The sequence below is a fragment of the Vibrio gazogenes genome, from assembly GCF_002196515.1.
Taxonomy (GTDB): Bacteria; Pseudomonadota; Gammaproteobacteria; order Enterobacterales; family Vibrionaceae; genus Vibrio; species Vibrio gazogenes_A.
In genome coordinates this window covers 794,177-813,789 of the sequence record NZ_CP018835.1, presented here as the reverse complement: position 1 = coordinate 813,789, position 19,613 = coordinate 794,177, and the positions used below count along the sequence as shown (strand labels likewise).

Below are 19,613 nucleotides of genomic sequence, written 5' to 3'. Positions count from 1 at the left end.
TCATTGACGGAAATAAAACCTCATTCTCTGGGCTTTGCGGAGAATGAGGTCGTGCTTGATCATTGCAGGTGATGGACATTTCTCTCATATCAACAATACTTGTTGAAGTGATGTTACTTTTCTGTCTCCGGAGAGGTGGTGCATAGCGATGGCGAACGAAACATTATCAGGATTAGACACCCAGACGCTGGCCCAAGTGTTTGAGCATATCGATATGGCCGTGGTTGTGGCAACCTTGGAACGTGAAGTTGTGTGCATGAATGCTGCCGCCAGAGCATTGTTCCGTTACTCGAGTGAGGAGATTTATCATCAGAGTACAGCGCTGCTCTACGCTGATCAGGCAGATTTTATCAGATTGGGACAGGAACGTTTCAACGCCAATGCCAACGAGACAAATGAGTCTTATGTTGTCCGTTACATCGATGCCGCCGGAGAGTCTTTTCAGGGACAAACATCGGGTGGCCTGATCAAGAATGCACAAGGGACACCGACATTTTTTGTGGCAATCATTCAGGATGATTCAGCGCGACTTGCAGCAGAAGAAATGCTGAATCGACTGCATATGATCACATCATCAAGACAGTTAACCTTCCATGAGCGCATTGAGGCTATCTTAGAGTTGGGGACGAGCCACTTTGGTTTACCCATCGGCATTTTCAGTAAAATATCGGGTGAGCAGTATGTGATTCAACAAGCGATTCACCCGGAGAATGCATTAGAACCGGGGATGACATTTGAACTGGGCATCACGTATTGCAGTCTCGTTTATCAGGCCAATGATGTACAGGGGTTCTCGCATGTATCAGAGAGCGAGATTGTTACCCATCCCTGTTTTGAAAATTTTGGTCTTGAAGCTTATATAGGCGTACCGGTGTTTGTCGATGGTGAGCGGTATGGCACGCTCAATTTCTCCAGTATTTGTCCGACGCGGAAATTTATTCGTCAGGATATCGAAATCGTACGGTTACTGGCCGAATGGGTCGGTCACGAAATTGCCCGTGAGCGAGACTTTAAAGCGTTAGAAACCGCACATGACCAGATGGAAGTTTTAGCCAACACCGATTCTTTAACCGGGCTTGCCAGTCGGAGCTGTATTGAGCAGGCGTTACAGGATCAAGTCACATTCGCGTTGAAATATGGCAAGAATCTGACGGTTGCGATTATGGATTTTGATCACTTCAAATCGATTAATGATCGATTTGGCCATCAGGTGGGAGATGAGGTTTTAGCATGTTTCGGTGAATTGGTCTCTGTGATGGGACGGAAAGGTGATTTTTACGGTCGTTGGGGAGGAGAAGAGTTTATCGTGCTTTTCCCTGATACCAATATGGCAGGGGTTTGCATCGCTTTAAACCGTTTGATGGATAGCCTGAGGCGCTCGGATCTGTCAGAAAAATATAGTGGCTTAACACTCACATTGAGCATCGGGGTCACGGAAATGTTACCGGATGACCATCCGGAAAGCATCGTACAACGTGCCGATCGGCTTCTTTATCAAGCCAAAGCGCTCGGGCGTGATCGAATTCAGCATGATTAAATTTCGGGTGAACGGTACTCCGGACAACCTGACAATGCAGGTATTTTAGATTCACTGCGCATATCTCTTCATCTTGTTCATTTTTCTCCTATGCTTGAAAAGCCTATATTGATAAAGATCACATTTAGACAATCGAAGTTACGATATTTTTGTTTGTTTTTGTTTGCTTGTTTTTTGTTTGAATCCTATCTCACCATTTATTTCCGATGTTTCTAGAATAATTTTAACGACGAGGGTGAGTGATATGTACAAAGAACTACGCCAAGAAAGGATCATTCAACTGTTGCGCCAACAAGGGCAGGCAACCGTTGAGTTTTTGTCTTTACATCTTGGGGTAACGAAGGAAACGATTCGGACGGATTTATCTAAACTTCAGCAAGATGGGGTATTGATACGACACCATGGCGGAGCATCGTTGAAAAAACATCTGCTCCAAAACGAATTGCAACAAGATAAAAGTTTGGATATTAGCCATTTGATGCGCACTCATCATCGTAATCGTGCTGTAAATTCGCAGCGAGCTTTATCCGCAGAAATGATCGGTAAGGTCTGTGTTTTTGGGGCATTTAACGTTGATATCGTTGCCCGGGTTGACCGCTTCCCTAAAAACGGAGAAACGTTGGTGGCTGAAAATACGACATTCGGACCGGGTGGTAAAGGTGCGAACCAAGCCATTGCAGCACATGCGGCAGGGGCTCGGGTTCATTTTGCGACCAAGGTCGGTAAAGACCAGTTCAGTCAGTTTGCCAAGAATCATTTTGATGCCTGTGGGATGGAGTCTTTTTCAATTTATGAAACGGATCAGGCGGCAACGGGCAGTGCGGTCATTTATGTCAATGATGCCGGGGAAAACTTCATCGCGATTTGTCCGGGGGCGAATCTGCTGGTTACGGATGAAGAAGTTGCGGAATTGATCCCGTATTTAACCGAATCAAAGGTGCTGTTAGTTCAGTTGGAAAATAACTTTGATGCCATTGACGGAGTGATGAAGCTGGCAAAAGGATTGAATGTCACGGTCATTCTGAATCCTGCCCCTTATTTACCCCAAGTTGATCGGTTTTTTGCGAATACAGACATTATTACGCCCAATGAAACGGAAGCTTCGCAAATTTCCGGCGTGGAAATCACCGATGTGGAATCTGCGAAGCAGGCGGCCCAGATTATTCATGAACGCGGGGTGCAGAACATCATTATCACCATGGGTAAGCAAGGCGTGGTGCTTTTTGATGGTCAACAGTGTTCCCATATTCCGTCGTACAGTGCTGTCGTCGTCGATACGACCGGGGCCGGTGATGCATTTAACGGTGCATTGGCTGCCGCGCTGGCGAAGGGGAAAAGCCTGACACAGGCAGCCTATTACGCGACCGCTTTTGCCTCTTTGTCTGTTGAGAGAGAAGGGGCTGCGAATATGCCGAATAATGCGCTAGTTGAGGCGCGAATGCTTCAGCAGCAAGTCACAGTTATCGCAATTTAGCGAATCAACTGAATGTTTTTAGGACATCGAGTTTTTAGGACACAGAAGATGAAAAAGATTGAAGGCATTGTACCGGTAATGTTGACACCGTTTACCGACCAAAATGAAATTGATTACAAAGGGTTAGAGAAGTTAATTGACTGGTACATTGCCAATGGTGCCGATGCGCTGTTTGCCGTCTGTCAATCCAGTGAGATGCTATTTTTGTCGCTTGAAGAACGGGTGGCCTTATCTCGGTTTGTGGTGGATTACACCAACGGACGGATTCCGGTGATTTCTTCCGGCCACATTTCACCGGACATTGATGATCAAATTACTGAGCTGACAGCGATGGCTGCAACGGGGATCGATGCTTTGGTTTTAGTCACCAATCGTCTTGACCCGGACAATCAAGGTACAGAAGCCTTCTTGAATCATCTGAATACGTTGATGGATGCCATTCCAGCGGACATGCCACTGGGATTATACGAATGTCCGGCACCTTATCGACGTTTGCTAACCGATGAAGAAATTCAATTCTGTGCAGATTCTGGTCGCTTTGTTGTGCTGAAAGATGTGAGCTGTGATCTGGAAACGGTGAAACGTCGTGTTCAGCTAACCAAAACCTCACCGCTGGCCATTATTAATGCCAATGCAGCGATTGCTTATGAAGCGATGCTGCATGGCTCGAAAGGCTTCAGTGGTGTCTTTACTAATTTCCATCCAGACCTGTATCACTGGCTTTATCACAATGCTTCTCAGGCCCCTGAATTTGCACAACAGCTCTCGTGGTTCCTTTCATTGAGCGCCGTGACTGAAACGCTGGGCTATCCGAAAAATGCTAAAGTCTTTCATCAGCGCCTCGGCACATTCAGTTCAGTGCACAGCCGCGTGACGGATGATGATGTGTTAGAGAAATATTGGGGCTTAGGGGTCATCCTTGATCAAATCGCGGCATCAGCGCAAGCATATCGGACGACGATGAAAACATTCGATTAAGTCGCCTATAGAGCGACTTTTACCTGAACCAATAAATAATATGACAGGAGCGCCAACATGAAACATCCCCTACAACTCAGTCTGATTACCGCGGCTCTATTGGCTTCAACCAGTGCCATGGCAGCGTGGCCAGAGAAACCGATTAAAATTATCGTTCCATGGGGTGCCGGTGGCAACACCGATACCGTCGCCCGTTTAGTTGCAGAAGGGTTGCAAGAGCAACTCGGTGTCAATGTCAACGTTGTGAACCGCACCGGTGGTGCTGGTGTTGTCGGACATGATGCGATGGCCAAGGCGAAACCTGACGGTTACACACTGGGTGTTGCAACGGTTGAAATCGCCATGATGCATCATCAGGGGATGACCGATCTGAACTATCAGAACTATACACCGATCACCCGATTAGCCGTGAACTTGGGGGGGATTCAGGTCGCAACTAACTCCCAGTTTAAAGATGTGAATCAATTGACGGATTATATCAAGCAACATCCGGGCAAATTGAAAGCATCTGGCAGCGGGCTGAATTCAGGCTGGCATTTGAATCTGATTGGGATGCTTGACGCGATGGGGGTTCCGACTGACTCCGTCACTTATGTACCTTCTGAAGGTTCAAGTTCTGCATTGATGGAACTGGTATCCGGTGGGATCGACTTTACGACCTCTTCTCCGGGAGAAGCGAAAAGTATGGTCGAAGCCGGTATGGTCAAAAACTTAGCCACTATGGCTGAAACAAATACCGGGCTGTACAAAGATATTCCGGTCTTCCAGCAGGCGACACCGTATAAATATAGTTTCTCAACGTGGAATGCTTTAGTGACACCGGCCGGCATTCCTCACGAGGTTCAGGAAAAACTTATTGCCACGATGAAAGCCGTATTTAAAGAAGGAAAACTCCAGAACTTTGCGACTAAGCAAGGGTTTGAAGTGTACCCATTGTACGGTGATGATTTAGGGAAGTTTATGAAATCAGAAGATGAGAAATACGGAAAACTCATCAATAAGCTGAAATAACGATAGTTGAAGTAACCATAGTTGAAGTACATAGGGGCGGAGGCTGCGGTTTCCGCCCGGATATTTAGCCTGTTGTGATGTGTAATCAATATAGGCTCTCAGAAAAACGTAGGTATCTTATGCGTTCATTACCTCTTTCCCAATTTATTCTTGGGATTTTTTCACTGCTTATACTTATTACCAGTATCCATCAATATGGTGGCATCGGCACTTACGGCGCAGGGTACATGCCAACCATTCTCAGTGCTTTTTTGTTGCTGTTTACCGTACTGGATGCCGTAATTCACCTGCGCCAGCGGCCGGAAAAATTACAGCTGACGGCTGTAGAAATTCGCGCGTTACTGCTGGTTATTGTGTCAATTGGGTTATTTACCTTTTTGATTTCCTATCTGGGTTTTCTGATTTGTGCGACAGGGCTGTTATTTGGCCTGATGAGTTTGCGTAACCCTCAGAAAATATTCATGAATATGGTCTTTTCAGTTTTGTCTGCAGGGACTATTTATTATGTTTTTGGGCATATCCTGATGGTCGCATTGCCTGAAGGTTTCTGGTCATAGGAGTGAATATGTCTGTTTTAGTCGAAGCATTTCAGTATATCGATATGAGCGCGATTCTGGCGGTGATTGCTGCCGGATTGTTCGGTCTCATTGTTGGATCAATCCCAGGGCTGACCGCGACGATGGCTGTGGCGCTGATGGTACCATTTACTTTTTTCATGGATCCGATCCCGGCACTGGCGCTGATGATTTCTATCGGAGCATCGTCCATTTATGCTGGTGATATTCCGGGTGCATTGCTGAGAATTCCCGGGACGCCAGCGTCTGCCGCTTATGTTGCGGACTCAAATGAGCTGGTGAAGCAGGGTAAATTAAATCGCGTACTCGGTATTGGCCTCACCAGTTCGGTTATTGGTGGTGTCATCGGTGCCCTTATCTTGATGTTCGCAGCACCGGTTCTGGCCCGATTCGCCTTAAAGTTTAGTTCTTATGAATATACGTGGCTTTCACTGTTGGGTCTGACCTGTGCCACATTAGTGGTGGGTAACCAACCCGTCAAAGGCATGATAACGTTGTGTTTTGGTTTGCTCCTCGCCTGTGTCGGTTACGATCAGATTACCGGTGTACCACGCTTTACATTCGGGCAGGTGAGTATGTTGCAGGGGATCAGCTTCATTCCTGCGATGATCGGTTTGTTTGCCATTTCCGGAGCGATTGAATACTACGCTGATCGGATTACCAGTAAAAAGCAAGATGTGATCCCGACTCAATCGAGCTTTAATCTGTTTAAAGGCATTCCGAAAACGATGTGGCGCTATAAGCTGAATATTGGTCGTAGTAGTATTTTAGGAACATTGATTGGGGCGCTGCCGGGCGCTGGTGCTGATATTGCGGCATGGATTTCTTATGCACTGTCACAAAAGTTTTCCAAAACCCCGGAGAAGTACGGTAAAGGATCTGAAGAAGCCATTATTGATGCATCATCGAGTAATAACGCGAGTTTAGCCGGTAGCTGGATTCCGTCTTTGGTATTCGGTATTCCGGGTGATTCCGCAGCCGCGATTATTATCGGTGTTTTGTATATGAAGGATATGAACCCCGGGCCGACACTATTTTTATTCCATCCTGAGAAACTTTATGCAGTATTTATACTGTTTTTCATTGCGAACTTGATGCTGCTCCCATTAGCAACCATTGTGGTTAACTTTATCAAGCGCGTGATATTTATTGATAAAGCAATTTTGTATCCGATTATTATTATTTTCAGCACCGTCGGTTCTTTTGCGATTAATAACTCGTTATCTTCAATTGTCGTGATGTTAGGTATGGGGGTTGTCGGATATTTACTTCAACGCGCACAGTATCCCATTTCTCCGATTATATTGGGGATGATTCTGGGGCCGATGCTCGAGAAAAACCTGCTCTCGTCACTGATTAAATCAGATGGGAATCCGCTGGCCTTCGTAGAGCGCCCGGTTTCAATGGTTCTCGCGACTTGCTTTGCTGTCGTGGTATTAGTTCAGGTCCGCTCGATCCTGAAATCTTTCAAGCAAGCGTAAGATAAAATACATCAATAGTCTGTGTGCTGATGACAACGATGGATAGACCTTCGCGCAAATAAAAATGCCACTGATTGATTCAGTGGCATTTTTTGTGGCTTCATCCAGTAAAAAACAATGGTGTTTAGCCCGCGACTTTAAAGAAAGATAGTCTGGTGTGTAGCTGCTCAGCCAGTACATTCACGGCTTGATTGGATTTTGAGCTTTCTTCAATCCCTTTAATGTTCTGCTGAACGAGTGTATTAATCTCTTCAAGCTGTTTTGAGATATCTTGCGTGACCGCGCTTTGTTCTTCGGAAGCCGTTGCCACAATGGCATTGACTTCAGTAATTCTGGTCACTTCCTCAGAGATGACTTCAAACGAGTTGGCTAATTCTTCTGTGGCAGCTTTCGCTGAAACCATCAATGCAACATTCTGACTCATTGAATCATCCGCCAGCATCGATTGTTCTTGCAGTTGAGAAATGATTTTTTGAATATCAACAGTTGATTGTTGCGTTTTCGCGGCTAACGCACGGACTTCGTCAGCAACAACCGCAAAACCTCTGCCATGTTCACCGGCACGCGCTGCCTCAATCGCGGCATTCAGCGCTAATAAATTGGTTTGCTCAGAAATACTATTGATGACTTCAACAACGGTATTAATATTTTCCGAATACTCTTTCAGGCGGTTGACGATATCTTTCGCGTCACGAATCGACGTGCTGATTTCTTCGGTTGTTTGCGTTGAATTTATCAGGATAGACTGGCTGGCGCCGATAATATGATTGGCCTGTGCGGCTGCTTCTTCGGCTTTGATTGCATTGGTTGCAACATCATGGGCTGTGGATGCTAATTCTGCTGAGGCTGTTGCCACTTGCTCAACAGAGGAGAGTTCGTGAAAGGAGTTGGTACGATTTTGCTCAACCAACATTAAAGACTGATCCTGTTTCATTTTGATTGAAGACATCACGTCCTGACTTTCTGAAACGACGTTAGATAATTGTTCAGATAACGTTCCTAGCGATGCAGATATACTATCCAGCTCATTGTGGCTCAAGGGCAATTCTTCCCGACTGACTCTGCCTTCAGCAAGTGCTTTTAACCACGCCACGATTTTGGGTAAATTTCTGACTTCTCTTTTGGCAAACCAGAACGAGAGCAAAGAAACGAGCAGTGATGTCGAAAGTGTAATTACCCAGCCCCAAAATGTCGCGCTTTTCAATTCACTTTGTGACATGGTGAATTCTTTATTCGACACATCGAGTTGAAGGTTAATTAATGCGGTTAAATCTCCTCCCATAGCATCAATGAGTGTATACAGCTGTTTGATCAGCGTGGCATCATCGATTTGATTATTTTTGTGTTGCTCTATCAATTGTGGGATCTGTGATTCAATTCTCTGAAATTTGACATTTAGCTCTTGGGTGAGCTTGATTTCCTTACCCGTTAATGCTGTTTCTAGATAGGCTTGCCAAATTTTATTTGCTTTATGCATTGCATCTGAAATGCTTGAGTAAAGTTGCGTTTTTGTGATTAGGCCGACGTGATGCTTATTGGCAGCATCAATCAAATTTACAGCGTATAAATCGGAGATTTTTTTCAAGTCAGCTAATGGGACGATCCGATCCAGATATACCGATTCAAATCGATTCATCACTTCTCGGGAAACCGTACCATTTAAAGTATGGACACTAAATAAAGCAAGGGAAAATAATAAAGGGATCAATAATAATTTGGTGGAAATGTTTTTCATGAGGTTAGTACGCCAATTGTTGGAGTTCAGTGAATACGAGAGCCATTAATGACGTGAAATTGTAATTATAGTCAATACAGGAATGAGTCTATTCTATAAAAAGTTGAGTTTCTACTCAAAAAAATATATTTTTACCCGTAAATCATAAATCAGTGAATTATTCTTATATTTTTCATTACATTAGGGTGTTTATTAATTTATTGTTTTTTTTATGGAAAACTGTTTCTAAATAATAGAAGAAATCAGATAAAAAAATGGGGCGGGAGAATTGCATTTTTTCTGGAATGTTTGACTAAGGTGTACTCGCTATGACGCGGAGCGAGATGCATTCGTCGGTCAATATGGCATGAGATAACCATAGAAAAAAGGATGGCCTCCCATCCTTTTCCTTAAATTTTTATACTATATCAATCAAAGGTTTTTTGTGATGTTTAGAGTTTCGCAAAGTATTTGCGAATCTCATCGACGGATTCACCTTTTGCTAAAGCTAATTCTAAAATAACTTTTGATTTCTGTGGATTATAAAATCCTGAACCGATCGCATTCTCATGTGTTGAGACATAACCGGTATAAACACGACTTGCCACGACAACAGGAATCCCTTTTTTCATTGCATCCTTAATCGCATCTTGAATCCAGCTTGGTGTTGATCCATCCCCCGTACCTGCGATGACAATTCCTTTCGCCCCGTTTTTAATCGCGGCTTTCATCAGTGAATCATCCTGATCCTGATAGCTATACAAAATATCGACTTTTGGCAGTTCTTTCACATTGGAGATGTCAAAATGTGGTTTTTCCATCGGTTGCGTATTTTTGTAATAAAAGTATGGCTGCCCACTGATAAAGCCACCGAGATAACCCGCTTCCGGCGCTTGGAATGTTTCTACGGCGTGAGTATTGGTTTTTGTGACATAGTAGGCTGGGCTAATCCGGTCATTCATGGCAACCATGGTGCCGCGACCATTTGCTTCATCAACACTGGCAAGTTTGACAGCATCATATAAATTCATCGCGCCATCAGCACTAATAGCTGTTGCCGGTCTCATCGCGCCAACGACGACCACTGGTTTTTTACTGTTCACCGTCAGATCTAAGAAGAAAGCCGTTTCTTCTAATGTATCGGTACCATGAGTCACAACAACGCCATGCGTTGTATCTTTGGCTAAATCTGCATTAATCGTTTTCGCCATATTCAAGAGCGTCTTTTTATCAATGTCAGGAGAGCCAACGTTAGCGATTTGGACACCACTTACATCTGCGAACCCTTTTAATTCTGGTACCGCATGGATCAGCTTATCTACGCCTAAACTCCCCGCTTTATAGTCGGTACTGTCCACATTCGAAGCGGATGCCCCTGCAATGGTTCCGCCTGTGGCGTAGATTGTTACATGAGGTAAATTGTCAGCATAACTAGAGATGCTGGTCAGTAACATGATTGCCGAAACCAAATATCTTTTTTTCATTACAAAGTCCTTTTAATAGAAAATACTGCACGATCAATACAGCATGATTCATGCCATGAAAATACAGTGTTTTTCGTAGCTAAAAGGGCATTCTTGGGTTACTTCAGTGCAATCGGTTACATTTTGCACCAAACTTGAACAAAATATATTAATTTCAATAGGTTGCATATGTATCATGCTAAATGATATGAATTCATCTGTGCCAGGAATTACGAACTTATTTATATGAAATTAGTGGAATTTGTCTTTTATTATATGAATGCTGCATATGATGATGTTTTTACGCTGAATCCTGCCTGACACAATGATTCAAGCACTGGGCTGATAAAGAAATGCCCTGTGATTTTATTCACAGGGCTTGGGCGCCTATCCCGTGGCTAAGCACCAGATTACATTGATGACTGTTCGTATCGAGAATCGAGAGCTTGAGCGCTCACTGTCTTTCTATGGTTCACGATTAGTGAGAAAGCGATAGGGTGGCACCGAAGGCGATCAGCCCGACCCCGCAAACCTGATTTACTCGGTGTCCAATACTTTGAAAAACAGATAATATTTTCTTCGAGGTTATAAGATATGCGACCAGGCAGAACCACAAGATATGCAATGCAGAAATGTACAGCCCATAAAGCAACGCAAAAGATGTGCTGTTATCCGTGTCAGGGGAAATAAGTTGACTAAATATACTGAGGAAAAACAGCATTGTTTTCGGATTCAACATGTTACAAAAGAATCCCTGTGTAAAATATTTCCGCGCATGATAGGGCTCCTGCGGTGCGGCTATCGCGTTACGGTTGAGTGTCAACTTTGAATAGAAAATGCCAGTTATCCCTAGGTAGATTAAGTAGGCTGAGCCGACGTACTTAATTATGCTGAATACAATGATGTTCTGTGATAATAAGTGACTGATGCCAAGGATTGAGTAGCTAATATGGATGCAGACACCAATCCCAATGCCAAGCCCGGTGAGTAGCCCTGCTTTTCGCCCGCTGCTCAGACTGTTTTTGACCACTAAAACGAAGTCAGCCCCTGGGCTTACGACAATTAACAATCCCAAAATTATGTAGCTTGTGATCTCCATATCTGTTCTCTGATCAGTTGATTTGAGATTATTGTAACTATCATCGAGCAAGTTATAATCGAAAAGATTACACATATTATGTGAGAAAAATTCACAAATGAGACACCTTAAAGCTTTCCATGTTTTTCATGTCGCCGCAGCGTCTGCCAGTTTTACTGAGGCAGCAGATAAACTTCACATTACTCACGGTGCCGTAAGTAAGCAAATTAAGTTATTAGAAGCGCACCTTACTCAGCCTCTGTTTTACAAGCAAGGTCGGGGATTAAGACTGACCCCAGAGGGAGAGTTACTGAAGCAGTACACTGATATTGCTTTTGATGCATTGGATACCGGTATTCATCAGATCAAGAGTGCCACCGTTGATTACCTTGAAGTTTCATGCGAGCCGACATTAACCATGCGCTGGCTCATGCCGAGACTGGCAGAGTATTACAAGATGTCTGGCGTGGATATCCGGTTATCCACCGCAGGAGGACCGGTTACTTTAGGCGAGAGCGGTTTATCAATGGCCATTCGTCGTGATGATTTTGATATACCGTCAAACTATGGGGTGCATCTGTTGGCTGAAGAGTGGGTCGGGCCGGTATGTTCACCTGAATACTGGCGTCAGGTTCAGCATGATTTCTCAAGTATCGTTCTGCTTCACAGTGAGACGCGTCGTGGCGCTTGGGAACATTGGTCGATTCAGTCAAATCATCAACTCCACCGCAACCAATGCAATCAATCGTTTGACCATTTCTATTTTTGTTTACAAGCGGCTGTCGATGGGCTGGGGGTCGCGATCGGTTCATATCCTTTGATTGCGGATGATTTGAAAAATGGCAGACTGGTTGCACCTTTTGGCTTTATTTTGTCCGGCTATCACTACGTATTATTGCGACAATCAGCAGCGTTAGTCCCCCAAGAGCAGCAGTTTCAGCAATGGCTTGAAAATGAATTCTTAGCGTGTGTGCCGCTCATTTGATCATGAAATTAAATAGCACAGAAATCGACAAACTCATTGCGCACCATGCAACCAATCAATATTAAGATGTAACTCTGGCATGTGTTGACTTTTCTGCATAATTTGATTGCCTCTTCAGAGGAGGAATATTTTCGGGAAGATTAAAAGAGTGAGGGCAGCGATGATGGCCCTTTTAATGTTGGTATTTATATCAAATAACGAATCCAGTTATGCAATTAATTAATGGCATTATAATTAATTTGATTTACTTTTGAGCAGAGAATCTATTTTCAAATTAATATATCATGAATCAATAGAGATAATTTTCATTTAAAATACAATGATTGGCATTGACTAATATAAGGGAGCATGCCATGGCACATGTGGCGTACATTACCATTAATGGTGAAAAGCAAGGTTTAATTTCCAGTGGTTGTAATACAAAAGATTCAATGGGTAATAAGTTTCAAGAACCACATAAAAATGAAATCACAGTTTTAGCCTGTGATCATCATGTGTCGAAAAACCCACAACAGCATAGTAAAAATCATTCACCAATTTTTATTACAAAAAATATAGACAAGTCGACACCATTGCTTGCCACTGCTTTTGCTAAACAAGAACATTTAAACTGCGTCATTGATTTCTTCCGCACAAATGAACAAGGCTATAATGAAAAATTTTATTCAATTGAATTGAAAAAAGCTGTGATTTCAGATATCAGTTTTTCACTTCCTCATACTGTTCATAATTATCAACATGAAATGTGTGAAGTCATCGCTCTTAGTTATCAAGAAATCACATGGAACCACAATGTTTGTGGGACTATGGGGTATGATAATTGGGATCAGGGAGGATGGTGAAATTTATCAATGGATTATAATATAATTTGAATAGTTTTGGTGGGTATAGGAATGATATCTATTAATGGCAGTGTCGGATATAAGTCCAATAATAGTCCATTGGATGTGGAAAATATAATAAATCTTTTGTCTGAGCGAAAAAATCAGTCTAGATATAATAAAGTTCTTTCTGAAATGTATGTACCTTCACCTAATGAGGTTGGATGTATAGATAAGTTAACGACTGCTATAAAATATTTTCAGAGAAATTTTCAAAAATTAGGAAAGCCTGATGGAATAGTATCTCCCAATGGAAATACTATCTTGTTTCTTGGTGGTATTCGATCTTCTGATAAAACGATAATTGTTGATTTAGATAAGCAAAATCTATATGCATATTCTGGGTCTAGTTTGGTTTTTGACTTTTACTGTACATCTGGTGATAGTTCTCATCCTACAGCAACGTGGCCATCACTACATAAGATAATGAGAAAATATGAAATTTACCGAAGCCGAACGTATGATGCACAGATGAATTATGCTATGTTTTTCACGTATGATGGAAAAGCAATTCATCAGTCACATGCTGTTGGTGTTACCACATGGTTGAAATCAGCAGGTATAGATGCATTTGGTTCTCATGGTTGTGTCAGGCTGTCAGAAATAAATGCTAGAATGCTGTTTAACTGGACACCAATGGGGACTCCGGTTTTCATTGACTTGGAGAAATTATGAAATTCGGTATTACACTATTGTCTTTAGTCGCATCTTTTTGTATTGGTGCCGCATTATCTAGTGTTTATTTTGAAAATAAAATATCTAATTTTAAAGAGGACATCGTATCTAAGGAAATGTCACTCTTGTCAATGTCTAGTAATGTCAGTGCTCCATGCAATGAAATAAAAAAAACAGATAGATGGTTTTCTCAAGAATATAAAGGATTTACTATCTTTTGGAAAAAATTAGACAGTAACGCTATTGTTAAATTCGTTGTTGATGATAATTATTCAAGTGCAGTTGATATATTGGATAATTCATGTCAGGTGAAGTGATGTGAATTTGTATTTCTCTCATAGAGCTCTAGAACTGAGTTGTATGAGATGTTTTTTAATTGGATACTTTTGTGGTGCGTGCATGAACGATACAGAAATCGACAAACTCATTGCGCACCATGCAACCAATCAAAATTAAGCAGTCACTCACATAAAACAGAAAACCTTATGTCACCCAAAGTACCAATCTCTCCGATACACAACAAAATCCGGTAACTGAGCAATCGCTATGAACTCCCACAGCGATTACGATTCTCAAGCTCCAGAAAAAGCGGGGCTGGGATTCGAACCCCGCACATTTACTTCTTTTTGATTTGGGCGTTGTACTGTAGTCGATTGCTATTGGTAAATCTTCGACTGTGCAGGTTGGTTCGAGCCGCCCCAGCCCCGGTACATGCCTTCGGTGTTGAATGGGAGGGCGATGTTCCCTTGGCTATCGACCGCAATCACGCCACCGGTGCCGCCAGTGCTGAGCAGGTCTTTAAACACAACATGGTTGGTTGCTTGCTCTAAGCTTTCGTGTGCCAGTGCCATACGAGATGAAATATTGTGGGCGACCACATGTCTCAGGAAATGCTCGCCATGGCCCGTCGCTGATACCGCGCAAGTTTGGTTGTTGGCATAAGTCCCTGCGCCAATAACGGGTGAATCGCCAATCCGGCCATATTGCTTGTTTGTGATACCACCGGTTGACGTTGCAGCAGCCAGATTGCCGTGTTTATCAAGCGCAACCGCACCGACAGTACCGAATTTGTAGTCGTTCTGCGTTGGTTCGAGAATAACTTCTTGCGCTTTCAGTGCCGACTGAAGTTGCTGATAGCGCATCTCGGTCGAGAAGTAAGTATTGTCTACTTCGACTAAGCCAATATCGCGAACAAACTGCTCTGCGCCTTCTCCGCCCAAATAGACATGAGGGGAGCTATCCATCACCGCACGGGCGACGTTAATCGGATTCGGACTGTAACGTATGCCTGATACCGCGCCGGCATCAAGTGTTTTGCCGCACATGATCGACGCATCGAGTTCATGTTTACCGGCGTGATTGAATACCGCACCTTTACCGGCGTTAAACCACTCGCAATCTTCCAGCATATTGACTGCAACTTGCACGACATCCAGTGCATTTGCACCGTCTTTCAGGCTTGCTAAACCGTCTTCGATGATGTTTTTTAATACAGTTGTAATTTCTAATTCTTGCTCAGGGGTTAGCTTCCCCTTAGACATTGCACCTGCGCCACCGTGAATGGCGATAGAATATTCGTTTAACATAGACATCCTTAGTGGTGGATCAGCTGATTAAGAAACTCGCGCGTACGAGGTGATTTGGGCGCAGAGAAAAATGCTTCAGGGTTGTTTTCTTCAACGATCTGCCCTTGGTCCATAAAGATGACCCGGTCAGCGACTTTGCGCGCAAAGCCCATTTCATGCGTCACGCACAGCATGGTCATTCCTTCGCTGGCAAGATCGGTCATGACATCAAGCACTTCAGCGATCATTTCCGGGTCGAGCGCGGAGGTTGGCTCATCAAACAGCATGATTTCAGGATTCATACAAAGTGCGCGGGCAATCGCGACACGTTGCTGCTGCCCTCCGGAGAGTTGGCTTGGATATTTGTTCGCTTGCTCGACGATTTTGACTTTTTTCAGCAAACTTAATGCTTTATCAATCGCAACCGACTCTTTCGTCCCTAAGTTTGCAGTCTGCGGTAATACACAGTTTTCCAGAACGGTCAGGTGAGGAAACAGGTTGAACGATTGAAAACACATTCCGACTTGCTTGCGCAGTTCGATCAGCTCTTTGGGGGTGTCACTGACGACCTGACCGAAAACATTGAGCGCACCGGATTGGTGTTTTTCTAACTGGTTGATACAACGGATAAGCGTTGATTTCCCTGAACCAGAAGGGCCGCAGATAACGATACGCTCACCTTTTTTCACGCTGAGATTAATATCGCGTAGCGCATGATATGAGTCGTACCACTTATTTAAATTTTTGGTGCTGATGACTTCCATGTAGTGACTTCTCCTAAAGGGGCATTATTTTAAGCGGCGTTCTAAATGAGCAGCGTATTGAGACAGTGAAAAACAGCAGATAAAGAAAAAGACAGCCAGAAATGCGTACATTTCATTTTCTAATCCGACCCATTTCGCATTGGAGAGGGTACTGGATGCCACGCCGACAATGTCTAATACACCGACGATCATCACCAATGTGGTCTCTTTTAAAATACCGACAAAGTGATTGAGCAATGATGGAATCGAGTTTTTCAACACTTGCGGCAGAATGATTTGTCCCATCATTCTCCAGTAACCGAAACCAAGTGCCTGAGCTGCTTCAAACTGCCCCTGAGGAATCGACTGCAGCCCGCCACGAATCGTTTCTGCCATATATGCCGCAGTGAACAGAACCAGAACGGCGACAACCCGCAGCAACACATCGAACTGTTGACCCGGTGGCAAGAACAACTGAATCATGAGTGAAGCCATAAACAGCAAGGTGATGACAGGAACAGAGCGCACCAATTCGATATAAGCCACACTGAGCCAATGGATCACCGGACGTTTCGAGCGGCGCCCCAAGGCAAGTAAGATGCCAAGCGGAAGGGCGAACACCATGCCGAAAATAGCCAAAAACAGTGTCAGCATCATACCGGCGAACTTGGTGGTTGAGATGGTCTCTAAACCGAATGTTCCGCCTTTAAGCAACATCCACATGGCAAACGGCAGCACCGCGATATAACAAAGCATCACGAGTTTGTTGAAACGCTTGATGTACAGCATTGGTATCGCGATTGCCGCCAAACCAAAGGCAACATCGACGCGCCATTGTTGAGCATCGGGGTACATACCGTAGGTGAATAGCTCGATCCGGTTTACCACGGGGAGCCAGCAGGCACCACCAGAGACACAGTCCGCTTGCGATGTTCCGACAAACGTGGCATCAAAAATAAACCAGTTCAGCAGGGTCGGGACCAACCACACCACAAACAGTAAGCCGATAACGGTTAGACAAGTATTGAATACTGAAGAGAACAGGTTTTGATGACACCACGCTTTCCATCCGGCTTTCATCTCAATCGCTGGGCGAGGCTCAATATATGCCATGGTCGTTTTACTCTGCATGTTTATTTCCTCCCTACCGCAACGTGTGAGTTGTACCAGTTCATTAATAAGCTGGTTACCAGACTGAATACACAATACGTTCCCATGACAATGAGAATACACTCAATGGCCTGACCGGTATTGTTTAAGGTGGTACCGCCGGTAGAAGACACCAGTTCCATGAAGCCGATGACGACCCCTAATGATGAGTTCTTAATGATGTTCAGGTAGACACTGGTGATTTGAGGCACCATCGGATAAATGGCTTGTGGAACAATCAACTGCCACATGATGGCTGAATCGTTAAATCCAAGTGCTTTGCCTGCTTCATGCTGACCTTTGGCGACTGACTGAATACAACCGCGGACAATTTCCGCAATGTAACTCGCACTGTAAACAGAGAGTGCAATCCACAATGCGACTAGCTCTGGAATTACGATCATGCCGCCTTGGAAATTAAATCCGGTCAGCTTGGGTGTGCTGTAATCGAAGTTACCCGAGAGCAAAGTCACGAGCACCACCAACAAGGGTAATGACACGATGATCGCGAGTAGCCGAGGCCACAACACTGGGGTAAATCCGACCCACTGAACTTTTTTGATCACCATTTTGCGATAACAAAAGGCGATACAACACGAGACCAGCAGCGCGAGAAACACATATCCTCCCCAGCCAGAGAATGATAAGTGAGGAATCGCCAAGCCACGGTTAGAAAGGTAGATATTATCGCCGAGCTGAATACTGTTACGAACCGCCGGTAAGCTTAGAAATATGGCATACCACCAAACGAGTTGAACCACGAGAGGCACGTTACGGATAAATTCTACGTATGAACGGCATAGGCGATTGACCACCCAGTTATTCGATACGCGACCAACGCCGATAATAAAGCCGATCACTGTCGCCAGAATAATGCTTAAAAATGATACAAGCAGTGTGTTGGCGACCCCGACATAGTAGGCCTTTAAATAAGTATCATTTTGGCTGTAATCAATCAGGCTAAACGAGATGTCGTAACCTGCACGCTCATCAAGAAAGTCGAAGCCAGTGGTAATGCCGAGTTTGGCAATATTTTCAGCAGCATTGGTACCTAAGTACCAAAATAAGAGCGTTACCGTGATTAAGAGCAGGGCTTGCTGACCCCAATCTATCAGGGTTCCTTTGGTCAATTTCATGTGTAATCCCAACCTGTCCATGAAGTGTCAGCCCACGAAGCCGCAGGCTGGCTGTTAAAGAGAATTAACGGAAAGGAGGGGAGTACATTAAGCCGCCATTTGTGTACAGAGCATTTGCACCACGTTCAAATTTCAGGGGTGAATTAACACCGACATGGCGTGCAAAAATTTCACCGTAGTTTCCTGTGGCTTGAATCGCTTTCAGTGCCCAGTCTTGTTTCAGGCCTAAATCTGTACCAAGGCTACCTTCTGTACCGAGCAGGCGTTTAACCACGGATTTTGGCGATGACTTCGCCAGCTTGGCCGCATTTTGTTGTGTGACATTTAACTCTTCTGCTTCGATAAGTGCGTTACCGACCATGGTGACAATGTCGCGCCATTCGTCATCGCCTTGTTTGACGTAAGGCCCCAGCGGTTCTTTGGAAATAACTTCAGGGAGAATGACATGCTTGCTTGGGTCTTTAAATAGGGTACGGCGTGCTGCCAGGCCGGTGATATCATTGGTGAGAGCATCACAACGGCCTTTTTGGTAGGCCGCGTAAAGCTCTTCTGTCTTTTCAAATACAACGGAACGATAAGTCAGCCCTCGAGCACCGAAGTAGTCTGCAAGGTTATGTTCAGATGTGGTCCCGGGGGACAGACAAAACGTTGCGCCATTCAGCTCTGCCGCAGATTTGATACCGAGGGATTTACGAGTCATGAAACCTTGGCCGTCGTAAAACCAGACAGTGGTGAAGTCAGCGCCCAGTTTCGCATCGCGAGAAACGGTCCAGGTTGTCGAACGGGACAGGATATCAATTTCACCGGAAGCCAGCGATGTGAAGCGGTTTTTCGATGTTGTAGTAATGTATTCAACTTTTTTCGGGTCACCGAGTACAGCCGCAGCGACCGCACGACAGTAATCCACATCCATGCCTGACCATTTACCTTGGTCATTGATATATGAGAAACCCATTTTATCGCTTGAAATACCACACTTTAGTGTGCCACGTTGAATCACATCGTCTTTAAGATTTGCATAACTACCCGCTGAAAAACCAACCGATAATAATCCATATGCAATAACTGCTATTGACTTTAATCTCATAATAAATCCTTTTATTTATTACATTTTTGTGGGTTTTTAATCAAAAAACCTTTCCTTCGATGACAATTTATGCGTTTATCT

At 44.1% G+C, this 19,613-nt stretch carries 18 protein-coding genes; 10 read left to right on the top strand and 8 right to left on the bottom strand.

Features of this window, described 5'->3' with window-relative positions:
- Positions 1-148 precede the first annotated feature (148 nt).
- The 6 genes from BSQ33_RS03645 to BSQ33_RS03620 all read left to right on the top strand — a co-directional run bounded on the left by BSQ33_RS03645 (position 149) and on the right by BSQ33_RS03620 (position 7,056).
- Complete coding sequence (locus BSQ33_RS03645) at positions 149-1,537, top strand: diguanylate cyclase (protein WP_088133289.1); 1,389 nt, start codon at positions 149-151, stop codon at positions 1,535-1,537.
- A 244-nt stretch (positions 1,538-1,781) separates the two neighbouring features.
- A complete protein-coding gene (gene rbsK, locus BSQ33_RS03640; protein WP_021018822.1) occupies positions 1,782-3,011 on the top strand; it encodes a ribokinase in 1,230 nt (409 codons plus the stop codon).
- A gap of 48 nt (positions 3,012-3,059) precedes the next feature.
- A complete protein-coding gene (locus tag BSQ33_RS03635; RefSeq protein WP_088133288.1) occupies positions 3,060-3,989 on the top strand; it encodes a dihydrodipicolinate synthase family protein in 930 nt (309 codons plus the stop codon).
- A 57-nt stretch (positions 3,990-4,046) separates the two neighbouring features.
- Positions 4,047-5,000, top strand: coding sequence for a tripartite tricarboxylate transporter substrate binding protein (locus BSQ33_RS03630; protein ID WP_021018824.1), 954 nt, complete (start codon positions 4,047-4,049; stop codon positions 4,998-5,000).
- A gap of 119 nt (positions 5,001-5,119) precedes the next feature.
- Positions 5,120-5,557 (top strand): tripartite tricarboxylate transporter TctB family protein, encoded by a 438-nt coding sequence (locus BSQ33_RS03625; protein ID WP_021018825.1) that lies wholly within the window; start codon positions 5,120-5,122, stop codon positions 5,555-5,557.
- Between the two features lie 8 nt (positions 5,558-5,565).
- Positions 5,566-7,056: a tripartite tricarboxylate transporter permease gene (locus BSQ33_RS03620; RefSeq protein WP_021018826.1), complete on the top strand. Its 1,491-nt coding sequence runs from the start codon at positions 5,566-5,568 to the stop codon at positions 7,054-7,056.
- 124 nt (positions 7,057-7,180) lie between these two features.
- On the opposite strand, the gene BSQ33_RS03615 is transcribed toward BSQ33_RS03620, so the two are convergent.
- The 3 genes from BSQ33_RS03615 to BSQ33_RS03605 form a co-directional block, all read right to left on the bottom strand.
- On the bottom strand, positions 7,181-8,791 hold the full coding sequence (locus BSQ33_RS03615) for a methyl-accepting chemotaxis protein (RefSeq protein ID WP_021018827.1): 1,611 nt from the start codon (positions 8,789-8,791) through the stop codon (positions 7,181-7,183).
- Between the two features lie 431 nt (positions 8,792-9,222).
- Positions 9,223-10,254, bottom strand: coding sequence for an asparaginase (locus BSQ33_RS03610; RefSeq protein WP_021018828.1), 1,032 nt, complete (start codon positions 10,252-10,254; stop codon positions 9,223-9,225).
- A 457-nt stretch (positions 10,255-10,711) separates the two neighbouring features.
- Complete coding sequence (locus BSQ33_RS03605) at positions 10,712-11,332, bottom strand: LysE family translocator (protein WP_027693966.1); 621 nt, start codon at positions 11,330-11,332, stop codon at positions 10,712-10,714.
- Positions 11,333-11,429: 97 nt separating this feature from the next.
- Here BSQ33_RS03605 and BSQ33_RS03600 point away from each other — a divergent pair, with 97 nt between their 5' ends.
- The 4 genes from BSQ33_RS03600 to BSQ33_RS03585 all read left to right on the top strand — a co-directional run bounded on the left by BSQ33_RS03600 (position 11,430) and on the right by BSQ33_RS03585 (position 14,169).
- Positions 11,430-12,296 carry a LysR family transcriptional regulator gene (locus BSQ33_RS03600; protein WP_088133287.1) on the top strand — a complete coding sequence of 289 codons (867 nt, stop codon included), beginning with the start codon at positions 11,430-11,432 and terminating at the stop codon, positions 12,294-12,296.
- A gap of 353 nt (positions 12,297-12,649) precedes the next feature.
- The gene (locus BSQ33_RS03595; protein WP_088133286.1) at positions 12,650-13,138 is read left to right on the top strand and encodes an Hcp family type VI secretion system effector; all 489 of its coding nucleotides are present in this window, start codon (positions 12,650-12,652) and stop codon (positions 13,136-13,138) included.
- Between the two features lie 51 nt (positions 13,139-13,189).
- Positions 13,190-13,852: a L,D-transpeptidase gene (locus tag BSQ33_RS03590; RefSeq protein WP_198298149.1), complete on the top strand. Its 663-nt coding sequence runs from the start codon at positions 13,190-13,192 to the stop codon at positions 13,850-13,852.
- A complete protein-coding gene (locus BSQ33_RS03585) occupies positions 13,849-14,169 on the top strand; it encodes a hypothetical protein (protein ID WP_088133285.1) in 321 nt (106 codons plus the stop codon). The genes BSQ33_RS03590 and BSQ33_RS03585 overlap by 4 nt, the downstream gene beginning before the upstream one ends.
- 339 nt (positions 14,170-14,508) lie before the next feature.
- Here BSQ33_RS03585 and BSQ33_RS03580 read toward each other — a convergent pair whose 3' ends face one another.
- From BSQ33_RS03580 to BSQ33_RS03560, 5 genes are all read right to left on the bottom strand, one after another.
- The gene (locus tag BSQ33_RS03580; protein WP_088133284.1) at positions 14,509-15,438 is read right to left on the bottom strand and encodes an isoaspartyl peptidase/L-asparaginase family protein; all 930 of its coding nucleotides are present in this window, start codon (positions 15,436-15,438) and stop codon (positions 14,509-14,511) included.
- An 8-nt stretch (positions 15,439-15,446) separates the two neighbouring features.
- Complete coding sequence (locus BSQ33_RS03575) at positions 15,447-16,181, bottom strand: amino acid ABC transporter ATP-binding protein (RefSeq protein WP_088133283.1); 735 nt, start codon at positions 16,179-16,181, stop codon at positions 15,447-15,449.
- A 24-nt stretch (positions 16,182-16,205) separates the two neighbouring features.
- Positions 16,206-17,291, bottom strand: a complete 1,086-nt coding sequence (locus BSQ33_RS03570; protein ID WP_021018835.1) for an amino acid ABC transporter permease — start codon at positions 17,289-17,291, stop codon at positions 16,206-16,208.
- 2 nt (positions 17,292-17,293) lie between these two features.
- Positions 17,294-18,445, bottom strand: a complete 1,152-nt coding sequence (locus BSQ33_RS03565; RefSeq protein WP_088133282.1) for an amino acid ABC transporter permease — start codon at positions 18,443-18,445, stop codon at positions 17,294-17,296.
- A gap of 64 nt (positions 18,446-18,509) precedes the next feature.
- Complete coding sequence (locus BSQ33_RS03560; RefSeq protein WP_021018837.1) at positions 18,510-19,532, bottom strand: amino acid ABC transporter substrate-binding protein; 1,023 nt, start codon at positions 19,530-19,532, stop codon at positions 18,510-18,512.
- Positions 19,533-19,613: the final 81 nt, after the last annotated feature.